Here is a 12,341-nt window from a genome sequence, read left to right on the forward strand (position 1 = left end):
CGCTTAAGGGGCCCCAGGGGCTAATTGTTGGGCTGCCTCAAATGCGAGCTATGCGCAGGCCTGTTGCGCAGAGTCTGGGCATCGGGGCCGGCGGCGGCTGAGCCGGAGGGGCGTTATCTGAGGAATTTCTCGGGGGAAATGCGCGTAGCCGGAGCCGTCAGACGCTGGCACGGCGATTGCTTAGTAAGTTCCGGTCAACGACGACCGCCGTCCGAGAATTGCCAAGCCGGTGTCCGGCAGACAGCAATGGGACAGCTCTCCCGCCGATGGAGAGCCGCGGTGTCGTCGAGGCTCCGCCCCCCTTGTTGCTTCCTCCGCTTGTGCGTTCCGACGCGGCCTTTTCAGCAGCAAACGGAGCACGGAGCAGATGTCCTACCTCGCGCCTTCTGAATTCGTCACCAAGATGGTCGACGCTGGCGAGTCCAAGATCTTCATGTCCACCCGCGATACGGTGATCCGCGCCTATATGGCCGGCGCCATTCTGGCGCTCGCCGCGTGGTTCGCGGTCACGATCAACGTCAATACCGGCCAGCCGTTGATCGGCGCACTGCTATTCCCGGTCGGCTTCACCATGCTGTATCTGCTCGGCTTCGATCTGCTCACCGGCGTATTCGTGCTGTCGCCGCTGGCGTGGCTCGATAAGCGTCCCGGCGTGACGATCGGCGGCGTGCTGCGCAACTGGGGCCTGGTGTTCATCGGCAACTTCGCCGGTGCGCTGACGGTGGCGTTCCTGATGGCGTTCGTCACCACCTTCGGCTTTACGCAAGATCCCGACAAAGTCGGCACGGTGATCGGCAATATCGGCGAGGGGCGGACCCTCGGCTATGCGGCGCACGGCGCGGCCGGCATGGCGACGCTGTTCTTCCGCGGCATGCTGTGTAACTGGATGGTCTCCACCGGCGTGGTGATGGCGATGATCTCGACCACGGTGCCGGGCAAGGTGCTGGCGATGTGGATGCCCATCCTGGTGTTCTTCTACATGGTGTTCGAGCACTCGGTGGTGAACATGTTCCTGTTTCCGTCGGGCCTGATGCTGCACGCCAAGTTCTCGATACTCGACTATCTGGTTTGGAACGAGATCCCGACCGTGCTCGGCAATCTGGTCGGCGGGCTCGCCTTCACCGGGCTGACGCTCTACACCACCCACGTCCGCACCGCGGCAAAGCGCCGGATCGAAGCGGTTCCGGCGCCGCGCGTCGCGGCGTAAGCTGATCGCCTCCGGGAGCTTCGCCCGGTCCGGGTGAAGCTCCCATTTTCTTGGGTCGCAGCAGGGCGCATGGCGCAGCAGCTCACAGTCTCGATCGGGCAGGCGTCGTCGCAGGGGCGTAAGCCCGTCAATCAGGACTTCTATGGCGCGCTGATCCCGGCCGAGCCGCTGCTGACCACCAAGGGCATCGCGCTCGCGCTCGCCGACGGCATCTCGTCGAGCGACGTCAGCCAGGTCGCGAGCGAGTCCGCTGTCAAGAGCTTTCTCACTGATTACTACTGCACGTCGGAAGCCTGGTCGGTGAAGTCGTCGGCGCAGCGGGTGATCGCGGCGACCAATTCATGGCTGCACGCCGAGACCCGGCGCAGCGATTATCGCTACGATCGCGACAAGGGCTATGTCTGCACCTTGAGCGCGCTGGTGCTCAAAGGCGCGGCAGCGCATCTGTTTCACATCGGCGACAGCCGGATCTATCGGCTGGCCGGCGCCTCGCTGGAGCAGCTCACCGAGGACCACCGCGTTCGGCTGTCTGCAGAGCAGAGCTATCTGGGTCGTGCGCTCGGCGTCAATCCGCAGGTCGAGATCGACTATCTGGCGGTGCCGGTCGCCCCCGGCGATCTGTTCGTGCTGGCGACCGACGGCGTGTACGAGCATATCACCCAGCGCTTCGTCGTGCAGATGCTGCGCGATCATGCCGGCGATCTCGACGCCGCGGCTCGGGCGATCATCGGCGAGGCGTTCGCCAACGGCAGCGACGATAATCTCACCGTGCAGCTGGTGCGGATCGAGACCGTGCCGGATGCGGATTCGATCGACCTGTTCGGGCGGGCGGCCGACTTGCCGCCGCCGCTGCTCGAGCCCCGCGCCGAGTTCGACGGTTATAGGATCGTTCGCGAGCTGCACGGCTCGAGCCGCAGCCACATCTATCTCGCCAGCGATCTCGCCACCGAACAGCTGGTGGCGCTGAAGATCCCCTCGGCCGATCTGCGCGACGATCCGGACTATCGCAAGCGGTTCATGCTGGAGGAATGGGCGGCGCGGCGGATCGACAGTCCGCACGTGCTGAAGCCGTGCGCGGTGCAACGGCCGCGCAGCTATCTTTACGTCGCCTTCGAGTACATCGAAGGCCAGACGTTGGCGCAGTGGATGATTGACCATCCGCGCGCGGAGCTCGAAACCGTTCGCGGCTTGATCGAGCAGATCGCAAGGGGGCTCTACGCGTTCCACCGCAAGGAAATGGTGCATCAGGATTTGCGGCCGGCCAACGTGCTGATCGACCGCAGCGGCACGGTGAAGATCATCGACTTCGGCTCGGTGCGTGTCGCCGGCGTCGCCGAGCTGGGGCCGGCGGGTGGCGACGAGCTGCTCGGCACGGTGCAATACATGGCGCCGGAATATTTCGCCGGGCAGGGCGGCTCGGCGCTGGCGGATCAGTTCTCGCTCGGAGTGATCGCCTATCAGATGCTGACCGGCCGGTTGCCCTATGGCGCCGAGCTGGCGCGCGCCAACCAGGCGCTGAAATCCCGCAAGCTGCGTTACAGCCCGGCAGCCGACCACAACGCGCAGGTGCCGGTCTGGGTCGACCGCGCGCTGCAACGCGCCGTCAGCCTGGAGCCTGCCAAGCGCTATCCGGCGCTGTCGGAATTCGTTCACGATCTGCGGCATCCGCGGGCCGACTATCTCGATGCCCGGCCGCAGCCGCTCGCTGCGCGCAATCCGCTATTGTTCTGGCAACTGTTATCGGCGCTGCTTGGATTGATCGTCGTGGCGCTGCTGGCGCGGCTGCATGGCAGCATCTGAGCGATCGCGCCGCGTCTGGAGCGATATTGAACAGGCTGCGGTTCTCGGGCAAGCTTCGCCGCCTTCAATCATCCGGGCTCATCGTTCATGCTCCGCATTGCCGTTCTGTGCCTGATCGCGACGGTCGCCGCCGCCGGCGCCGCGCGCGCCGCCGACACCGAGAAGCTGCTGCTGCAATCGCCCAAGGGCTTCAAGGTGGCGGCCGAAGCCAGCAACGCCAAGGAAAGCACCACGGTGCTGGTGCCCGGCACCGAGAACATCGCCAGCGCCAGCACGCGGATCACGGCGCAGACGCTGTTCAAACAGACCGACCAATCACCCGAGGCGTTTCGCGAGGCGAGCCAGAAGAAGGCCGCGGCGGAGTGCCCGGGCGCGCGCTTCGAGCAGCTGCGGCACGGCAACGAAAACCTGTATCCGATGGTGATGTGGAGCGAGAGCTGCCCGCAGGCCAAGGAGGCCGGCAAGCCGGCGCTGACCTGGTGGAAGGCGGTGCAGGGGCGCGAGAACTTCTATGCGCTGCGGATGACCGCGGCTGCCGAGCCGGATGCCAAGCAGCGCAAGCTGTGGACTCGGTTCTTCGAAGTGACGCGGGTCTGCGACAGCCGCGTTCCCGGCCAGCGCTGTACGACCAAATAATCGGGCGGGCGGCCGGCCGATCGGGTGCGGCTTTGATGCCGGACATGGCGGGGTCATCATCGGCGGCCTATAAGGTCGTCACCGGGGCAAGGACGCGTGCATCGACATGACTGTACCGTGGCATCTCGTTGCGCTGGCTTTCGCCGTCTGCCTCGTCGTTGCGGCACCCGGGTTCCGGCGCGTCTATTACTTCGTCAGCCTGTGCTATGCGGGCGCGATCGCGGCGCAAAGCTTGGTGTTCGCGCTGCTGTTCGCTACCACCATCTCCGGCTGGGTGACGCTGCAGCTGTTGCTGCTGCTGGTGTACGGCGTTCGGCTCGGCGCGTTCCTGGCGGTGCGCGAGCGCAATCCCGTTTATGCGGCCGAGCTCGCGCGCGCCGAGCGCCGCACTGCCGAGCTGAAGCTGTGGCATCAGATCGCGATCTGGCTCGGCGTCAGCCTGCTGTTCACGCTGCTGTTCCTGCCCGCGCTGCTGACGCTGTCGCTGCAGGCGCAGGGCGTGTGGCCGGTATCGACGCCGCTCGGCGTGATGATCATGGCGGTGGGGCTGTGGGTCGAGAGCCTCGCCGACTGGCAGAAGTATCGCTACAAGGCCGAGCACCCGGCGCATTATTGCGACACCGGGCTGTATCGCCAGGTGCGTTGTCCGAACTATCTCGGCGAGATGGTGTTCTGGTTCGGCGTGTGGTTCTCCGGCCTGTCGGCCTATGGCTCCGGCGCGGCCTGGGCGCTGTCGCTACTCGGGATGCTGTACATTCTGGCCCTGATGACGGCCGCATCCGCGGGGCTCGAGCGTAAGCAGGACGAACGCTACGGCGATCGGCCTGACTATCAGGAGTACGTTCGGACCGTGCCGATCCTGTTTCCGTGGGTGCCGCTCTACACCTTGCGCAAGTTGCTGATCCGGTTTCGCTGAACTTGGCCGGACCACAAAAAAGCCCCGCGCGAGCGGGGCTTTTCGTGAGCGATGCGAGGCCGATCAGAACCGGCGGAAGCAGCGCCCGTGACGCCAGGCGTAGCCGGGAGGGCAGGCGCGGGGCGCGACGACGCGCGGCGGCACCACGACCGGACGGCCATAGCCGGGACGCGCATACATCGGACGGCAGCGGCCCATCGGACCACGCGCCCAGCCCGGACCGCAGCCTTGCGCGACCTGGATCACGTCGCCGGTCGCGGGCGAGCCCAGCGGCGCCAGCGGCATCGCATTGGCGGCACCGGCTCCCACCAGCGTTGCGGCAAACAAGGCTGCGGCAAAGATCTTCTTCATTTGTCAGTTCTTCCCTTCACTGGCCGATCAGCGGCTCTGTGACCCTCGCGGTCGCTTCGATCCGAAGGCAGCCCGCGTGTTACTCGTCCCCAGATTTCGTTTAGCCGATTCGGTCTGAACACGGCATGAATGCAGCCGCACCCGTCTGCACGCTGGCGGACACAGCGATGCGGCGAACGACTTGCGCCGTTCGCCGCATGCTCACGGTGAAGTCGCGAGCGAGCTGTTAGTTGGCGTTGCCGCTGCTCGGGGCCGCGCGGGGCGCGGGGGCTGCGCCGGTGGTGACGCCGTTCTGCGCGTTCGGATCGGCGCCGCGGGGCGTCACGTCGCGAACGCCGGGCGGCACTGGCGGCGCGTTGTGCGCATCGGTCTGGCCCGGGGGCGGTGGTGAGGTCTGGGTCGCGACCGAGGGATTGTTCGGATCGGTCGACGGCCCGCTCATGCCATAGAACACGGCGGCGAACACCAGCACGATGGCGACGGCGAACAGCGCGAGCCGGCCGGACGTCACCGGGCCTTCGCGCATCTCCGGGTCGGCCTGCAACTGCGCATCGAGCTGCGACGGCGAGCGGGGATCGTCGGGCGCCGTGTCGCGCCGGTAGGGATCGTCAGGATTGCCTTGCGCCATGGAGTCCTCCTTTCGGCTTCCTCCACCAATCCATCGCCTAACCTTCCGTTCCCGCGCCGCCCTTGGTTCCCTGGGCGAATCACGATCACCACGGATGGAACGTGTTGCGGTGCACCGGACATGATCGTTCGCCGAGCCGCAACGTGGCGGCACTTCATGCAAGCGGGATGCGGCTTTTGAGACATCAAAATGCGAACAGGCGGAATGCCTTGAACGCGCGGCTTTTTGTGGTGCGCGAGGCGGAAAAACCAGCTTAGACTGTTTCGAAACAGAGACCGCTTCAGCGGCCGAATGGCCCTTGCGGTCCAATGCCTTTCGCGAGGGCCGGATGGGAATCGACCAGGGACCGATCAGTCTCGATCAGAAATACACGCAGCACTCAGGACACGTCTTCCTCACCGGCATCCAGGCGCTGGTGCGGCTGCCGATGGCACAGGTCCGGCGCGACCGCGCGGCCGGCCTCAACACCGCCGGCTTCGTCACCGGCTATCGTGGCTCGCCGCTCGGCGGCTACGATCAGCAGCTCGTCGCCGCGCGCCATCATCTCGAACAGTACAACGTCAAATTCCAGCCGGGCGTGAACGAAGACCTCGCCGCCACCGCGATCTGGGGCACGCAGCAGCTCAATCTGTCGCCCGGCGCGAAGTACGACGGCGTCACCGGCATCTGGTACGGCAAGGGCCCGGGCGTCGACCGCTGCGGCGACGTGTTCCGCCATGCCAACGCCGCGGGCTCGGCCAAGCACGGCGGTGTGCTGTGTCTCGCAGGCGACGATCACGGCGCCAAGTCGTCGACGGTGCCGCATCAGTCCGACCATGCCTTCATCGCGGCCTTGATGCCGTATCTGTATCCGTCGTCGATCCACGAGATGATCGAGATGGGGCTGCTCGGCATCGCGATGTCGCGCTACTCCGGCTGCTGGGTCGGCATGAAGGTGATCACCGAGACGGTGGAGACCACCGCGGAGATCAATCTCGCCGACGAGATGAAGCCGTTCGTGATTCCGACCGATTTCGAGATGCCGCCGGGCGGACTCAATCTGCGCTGGCCCGACGACCGCTACGACCAGGACCGCCGGCTGCAGGACTACAAGGGTTTTGCCGCGACCGCGTTCGCCCGCGCCAACAAGGTCAACCGCATCACCATGGATTCGCCGAACGCGCGGTTCGGCATCATGGCGTCCGGCAAGAGCTACGAGGACGTGCGCCAGGCGCTGCGCGAGCTCGGCGTCGACGAGCAGGTCGCCGCCCGGATCGGCCTGCGGCTTTACAAGATCGGCATGCCGTGGCCGCTGGAGCCCGAAGGCGTGCAGGAATTCGCGCGCGGGCTCGAAGAGATCTTCGTCGTCGAAGAGCGTCGCGAGATCGTCGAGAACCAGGTCAAGCAGCTGCTATTCGGGATGCGCGAGCGGCCGCGCGTGATCGGCAAGATGGACGACCGCAACCATCGCTTCCTGCCGTTTGCCGAGGAGCTGAGCGTCGCCAAGGTCGCGACCTCGATGGTCGACCGGCTCTTGGCGATGGAGATCGATCCGACGATCGCCGAGATGCTGCGCGCCAAGGCCGACTGGTTCCACGGCCGCGACGCCTCGCAGGTGCAGGCGGTGGTGCCGATCGCGCGCACGCCGTATTTCTGCTCGGGCTGTCCGCACAACACCTCGACCAAGGTGCCGGAAGGCAGCCGCGCGCTCGCCGGCATCGGCTGTCACTTCATGTCGCTGTGGATGGATCGCTCGACCGAGACCTTCACCCACATGGGCGGCGAGGGCGTGCCGTGGGTCGGTATCGCACCGTTCACCGACGAGAAGCACATCTTCGCCAATATCGGCGACGGCACCTACTTCCATTCCGGCAGCCTCGCGATCCGGCAGTCGATCGCCTCGAAGGCGAACATCACCTACAAGATCCTCTACAACGACGCGGTCGCGATGACCGGTGGTCAGCGTCACGACGGCGATCTGTCGCCGCAGCAGATCACCTACCAGCTGCATTCCGAAGGCATCCGCCAGATCTATCTGGTCTCCGAAAATCCCGAGGCCTATCCGGCCGACAGCATTGCGCCGGGCGTGCATCTGCGCCACCGTGACGAGCTCGATGCGGTGATGAAGGAATGCCGCGAGATCAAGGGCGCGTCCGCGATTGTGTTCGTGCAGACGTGCGCGGCCGAGAAGCGCCGCCGCCGCAAGCGCGGCCTGATGGAAGATCCGGCGCGCCGGGTGATGATCAACGCCGCGGTGTGCGAAGGCTGCGGCGATTGCTCGGTGCAGTCGAACTGCATTTCGGTCGAGCCGCTCGAGACCGAGCTGGGCCGCAAGCGCGCCATCAACCAGTCGACCTGCAACAAGGACTACTCCTGCCTCAAGGGCTTCTGCCCGTCCTTCATCACCATCGACGGCGGCAAGCTGCGCAAGCGCGCGGCGGTCGATCTCGGAGATCTCGGTTCGTTGCCCGAGCCGGCGACGCGGCCCGGGCTGGATAAGCCGTACAACGTCGCGGTCGGCGGCGTCGGCGGCACCGGTGTGCTGACGATCGGCGCGCTGCTCGGCATGGCGGCGCATATCGAAGGCAAGGCGTCGATGATCCTCGACATGTCGGGCCTGGCGCAGAAGGGCGGCGCGGTGCTCAGCCACGTCCGGCTGTCGGACAAGCCGGAGGACGTCACCTGTTCGCGGATCGTCACCGGCACCGCCGACGTGCTGATCGTCGCCGACGAGGTGATGGCGATCTCCAAGGAGACGCTGTCGCTGTGCGAAGCGGGCCGCACCCATGGCGTCGTCAACACCCATCTGATCCCGATCGCCGATTTCATCCGCAACCGCGACTTCGATTTCCAGACCCGCAAGGTCAACAGCGTGCTCGAAGCGGCGCTGCGCAAGGACTCGGCGTTCCTCGATTTCACCAAGGCGGCCGAGACGCTGCTCGGCGACTCGATCGCCACCAACATGATGATGATGGGCTTCGCCTATCAGCAGGGTCTGCTGCCGCTGTCGGCGAAAGCGATCGAGCAGGCGATCGAACTCAACGGCGTGTCGATCAAGATGAACACCCAGGCGTTCCGGCTCGGCCGGCTCGCCGCCGCCGATCCGGCACGGCTGGCGTCGCTGCTGCACGGCGCCGATCATGCCACCGCCGGCAAGACCCAGGGCGAGATGTCGCTTGACGAGATCATCGCGCATCGCAGCGCGCTGCTCACCTCGTATCAGGGCAAGCGGCTGGCCAAGCGCTACGCCGATCTGGTCGCCAAGGTTCGCAGCGCCGCGGAGGCCGGCGGCTACGGCGAGGCGCTGCCGCGTGCGGTGGCGCTGAACTACGCCAAGCTGCTCGCCTACAAGGACGAGTACGAAGTGGCGCGGCTGCTGACCGAGCCGGGCTTCGAACAGCAGATCCGCGACCAGTTCGAAGGCGACTACAAGATCAGCTTCAACCTCGCGCCGCCGATCCTGCCCGGCATCGATCTCACCGGCCGGCCGAAGAAGCGGCAGTTCGGCGAGGCGATGCGGCCGGTGTTCCGGACGATGGCGAAGTTCAGCTTCCTGCGCGGCACGCCGCTCGATCCGTTCGGCTATCACCCCGAGCGGAAGCTGGAGCGGAAATTGATCGCCGACTACGAAGCGGACGTCGCCAGCGTGCTGCAGCATCTATCGCCGGCGACGATCGACACCGCGGTCGAGCTGCTCGCGATGCCGGACCGGATTCGCGGCTACGGCCCGATCAAGCAGAAGTCGGTGGACGACACCGCGCCGCGGTTCGCCGAACTCCGCGCCAATCTGCGCGACCCGCAGCCCGCGCCGCCGCGGCAGATGGCGGCGGAGTAGGTCGGCCAACATCCTCTCCACGTCATTGCGAGCCGAAGGCGAAGCAATCCAGAAACCCAGTGCATGGCGCTTCTGGATTGCTTCGTCGCTACGCTCCTCGCAATGACGGAGGAAACGCCCGAGCGACTCCAGAACATTCCGCGACGTGGTAATTGTCCCCGCGCGCGAACACGCTTGCCAAGGTCGCTTGGAGCGGTCACAAAAACCGTCCGACCAAACGCCAGCGGAGAACTGCGTTGACAATAAGAGGCAAGGCTTACATTGCCGGCATCTACGAACATCCCACGCGCCACGCGCCCGATAAATCCATCGCCCAGCTCCACGCCGAAGTCGCCAAAGGTGCGCTCGACGACGCCGGCCTGACCAAGGCCGACATCGACGGCTACTTCTGCGCCGGCGACGCGCCCGGCGGCGTGATGGCGATGGTCGACTATCTCGGCCTCAAGGTTCGCCATTTCGATTCGACCGACACCGGCGGCTGCTCCTATCTGGTGCATCTCGGCCATGCCGCGGAAGCGATCGCCGCTGGCCGCTGCTCGGTCGCGCTGATCACGCTGGCCGGCAAGCCGCGGACCGGCGCGCTGCCGCCGCGCCCGGTCGGCGCCGAAGGTGACTTCGAACTGGCCTATGGCGCCACCACGCACAACGTCTACGCGATGTGCGCCGCGCGTCACATGCACCAGTACGGCACCACGTCCGAACAGCTCGCCTGGATCAAGGTCGCGGCCTCGCATCATGCGCAGTACAACGAGCACGCGATGCTCCGCGACGTCGTTACCGTCGAGGACGTGCTGAACTCGCCGCTGATCGCCGATCCGCTGCACCGGATGGATTGCTGCGTCGTCACCGACGGCGGCGGTGCGCTGATCGTCACCACCGAGGAGATCGCGCGCAGCCTGAAGAAGCCACTGGTGCGGATGATCGGCGCCGGCGAGGCGATCAAGGGGCCGCGCGGTGGCCACAACCTCGATCTGACCTATTCGGCCGGTGTGTGGTCCGCGCCGCCGGCGTTCGAGATGGCCGGCGTCACGCCGAAGGACATCAAGTACGCTTCGATCTACGACAGCTTCACCATCACCGTGCTGATGCAGCTCGAAGATCTCGGCTTCTGCGAAAAGGGGCAGGGCGGCAAGTTCGTCGCCGACGGCAACCTGATCTCGGGCGTCGGCAAGCTGCCGTTCAACACTGACGGCGGCGGTCTGTGCAGCAACCACCCGGTCAATCGCGGCGGCATGACCAAGCTGCTCGAAGCCGTGCGTCAGCTCCGCGGTGAGGCGCATCCCAAGGTGCAGGTGCCGAACTGCGACCTCGCGATCGCTCATGGCACCGGCGGCATGCTCGGCATCCGCCACGCCGCCTCGACCTGCATTCTGGAGCGCGTGTGATGAACAGCCCCGTGAAATATCCCGCGCCTCAGGGCAACGCCGAAACCAAGCCGTTCTGGGATGCGGCGACCGAAGGCAAGCTGCTGATCAAGCGGTGCACCGCTTGCGGCGAAGCGCATTACTTCCCGCGCGCGCTGTGCCCGTTCTGCTTCTCCGACCAGACGGTGTGGGAAGAGAGCAAGGGCGAGGGCGAGATCTACAGCTACAGCCTGATGCGCAAGTCGCCGACCGGTCCTTACGCGATCGGCTACGTCACGCTGAAGGAAGGCCCGTCGGTGCTGACCAACTTCGTCGACTGCGATTTCGCATCGCTGAAGATCGGCACCAAGGTCAAGGTGGTGTTCAAGCCCAGCGACGGCGGCGCGCCGCTGCCGTTCTTTACGCTGGCCTAGCCGCGTCATTGCGAGCGAAGCGAAGCAATCCAGCGCCGCGTATGGCGCATGTGGATTGCTTCGTCGCTTCGCTCGTCGCAATGACGGGGAGGCCGAATTTTTCGTCAAAGAGATAAAACAAAGGAGAAGCCGATGTCGGCCCGCTATGACGAACTGATGGCGCTGAAGAGTGTCGGCCAGAAATACGCCTACACCGACCGCGATGTGATGCTGTACGCCTATGGCATCGGCATGGGCGCCGATCCGATGGACGAGAAGGAACTCGGCTTCGTCAACGAGGCGACCTACACCGAGCGTCCGTTGAAGGTGGTGCCGACTTTCGCCTCGGTCGCGGCCTGGGGCGCAGGGCCGGGCGAGATGAACCTCAACCGGCTGCTGGTGGTCGACGGCGAGCGCGACATCACCTTCCACCGGCCGATGCCGGTGGCGGCGAACATCACCGCCGATTCCAGCGTCGTCGAAGTGTACGATAAGGGCAAGGACAAGGGCGTGGTGATCCGTCACCAGACCATCCTGCGCGACGAGACCGGCGAGGCTCTGGCGACGCTGCTGGCGTCGCGCTTCGCCCGCGGCGACGGCGGCTTCGGCGGCCCGGCGCTGGAGCAGCCCGAGCCGCACAAGATGCCGGATCGTGCGCCCGATCGCAGCGTCGACATCTCGACCCGGCCGGACCAGGCGCTGATCTACCGGCTTTGCGGCGACCGCAATCCGCTGCATTCCGATCCGGAGTTTGCGCAGAAGGCCGGTTTCCCGCGCCCGATCCTGCACGGCATGTGCACCTACGGTCTGACCTGCCGCGGCGTGCTGCAGACCTATGCCGATTACGACGCGTCGGCGTTCCGGCAGCATGCGGTGCGGTTCTCCTCGCCGGTGTATCCGGGCGAGACCGTCACCATGGATATGTGGAAGGACGGCAACGTGATCTCGTTCGAAGCGCGGGTGAAGGCGCGCAACGTCACGGTGATCAAGAGCGGCCGGACGCTGCTGGGCTGAGTGGAGAAGGACGCTTATTCCGAGTGATGCGTCATGCCCGGACTTGATCCGGGCATCCATCGCTTCGAACTAGATGGATTGCCGGGCCGAGCCCGGCAATGACGACAACAGACGCGGTCAGCGCGCAGCAACAACGGGAGGACGCGATGGGATTGCTCGACGGCAAGGTGGCGTTGATCACCGGGGCGGGCGGCGGCTTGGGTGAGGCCTACGCCAAGC

At 65.8% G+C, this 12,341-nt stretch carries 10 protein-coding genes; 8 read left to right on the forward strand and 2 right to left on the reverse strand.

Annotation, left to right across the window (positions count from 1 at the left end):
- Positions 1-367 precede the first annotated feature (367 nt).
- The 4 genes from DYI24_RS11405 to DYI24_RS11420 all read left to right on the forward strand — a co-directional run bounded on the left by DYI24_RS11405 (position 368) and on the right by DYI24_RS11420 (position 4,559).
- Positions 368-1,207, forward strand: coding sequence for a formate/nitrite transporter family protein (locus DYI24_RS11405; protein ID WP_119019168.1), 840 nt, complete (start codon positions 368-370; stop codon positions 1,205-1,207).
- A gap of 69 nt (positions 1,208-1,276) precedes the next feature.
- Positions 1,277-3,007, forward strand: coding sequence for a bifunctional protein-serine/threonine kinase/phosphatase (locus tag DYI24_RS11410; RefSeq protein ID WP_164572373.1), 1,731 nt, complete (start codon positions 1,277-1,279; stop codon positions 3,005-3,007).
- 87 nt (positions 3,008-3,094) lie between these two features.
- The gene (locus tag DYI24_RS11415) at positions 3,095-3,643 is read left to right on the forward strand and encodes a hypothetical protein (RefSeq protein ID WP_164572374.1); all 549 of its coding nucleotides are present in this window, start codon (positions 3,095-3,097) and stop codon (positions 3,641-3,643) included.
- A 106-nt stretch (positions 3,644-3,749) separates the two neighbouring features.
- Positions 3,750-4,559 carry a DUF1295 domain-containing protein gene (locus DYI24_RS11420; RefSeq protein WP_164572375.1) on the forward strand — a complete coding sequence of 270 codons (810 nt, stop codon included), beginning with the start codon at positions 3,750-3,752 and terminating at the stop codon, positions 4,557-4,559.
- Positions 4,560-4,622: 63 nt separating this feature from the next.
- Here the strand turns inward: DYI24_RS11420 and DYI24_RS11425 are convergent, their stop codons facing one another.
- Together DYI24_RS11425 and DYI24_RS11430 are read right to left on the reverse strand one after the other, a co-directional pair.
- The gene (locus DYI24_RS11425) at positions 4,623-4,910 is read right to left on the reverse strand and encodes a GCG_CRPN prefix-to-repeats domain-containing protein (protein WP_107356101.1); all 288 of its coding nucleotides are present in this window, start codon (positions 4,908-4,910) and stop codon (positions 4,623-4,625) included.
- A gap of 226 nt (positions 4,911-5,136) precedes the next feature.
- Positions 5,137-5,538: a hypothetical protein gene (locus DYI24_RS11430; RefSeq protein WP_164572376.1), complete on the reverse strand. Its 402-nt coding sequence runs from the start codon at positions 5,536-5,538 to the stop codon at positions 5,137-5,139.
- A gap of 328 nt (positions 5,539-5,866) precedes the next feature.
- Here DYI24_RS11430 and DYI24_RS11435 point away from each other — a divergent pair, with 328 nt between their 5' ends.
- The 4 genes from DYI24_RS11435 (at position 5,867) to DYI24_RS11450 (ending at position 12,122) form a co-directional block, all read left to right on the forward strand.
- Positions 5,867-9,352 carry an indolepyruvate ferredoxin oxidoreductase family protein gene (locus DYI24_RS11435; RefSeq protein ID WP_164572377.1) on the forward strand — a complete coding sequence of 1,162 codons (3,486 nt, stop codon included), beginning with the start codon at positions 5,867-5,869 and terminating at the stop codon, positions 9,350-9,352.
- Positions 9,353-9,588: 236 nt separating this feature from the next.
- Positions 9,589-10,737, forward strand: coding sequence for a thiolase family protein (locus DYI24_RS11440; protein WP_011158739.1), 1,149 nt, complete (start codon positions 9,589-9,591; stop codon positions 10,735-10,737).
- A complete protein-coding gene (locus DYI24_RS11445) occupies positions 10,737-11,129 on the forward strand; it encodes a Zn-ribbon domain-containing OB-fold protein (protein ID WP_164572378.1) in 393 nt (130 codons plus the stop codon). The genes DYI24_RS11440 and DYI24_RS11445 overlap by 1 nt, the downstream gene beginning before the upstream one ends.
- Before the next feature lie 132 nt (positions 11,130-11,261).
- Complete coding sequence (locus tag DYI24_RS11450) at positions 11,262-12,122, forward strand: MaoC family dehydratase (RefSeq protein ID WP_164572379.1); 861 nt, start codon at positions 11,262-11,264, stop codon at positions 12,120-12,122.
- Positions 12,123-12,341 lie beyond the last annotated feature (219 nt).

This window comes from Rhodopseudomonas sp. BR0C11, from assembly GCF_010820945.1.
Taxonomy (GTDB): Bacteria; Pseudomonadota; Alphaproteobacteria; order Rhizobiales; family Xanthobacteraceae; genus Rhodopseudomonas; species Rhodopseudomonas palustris_H.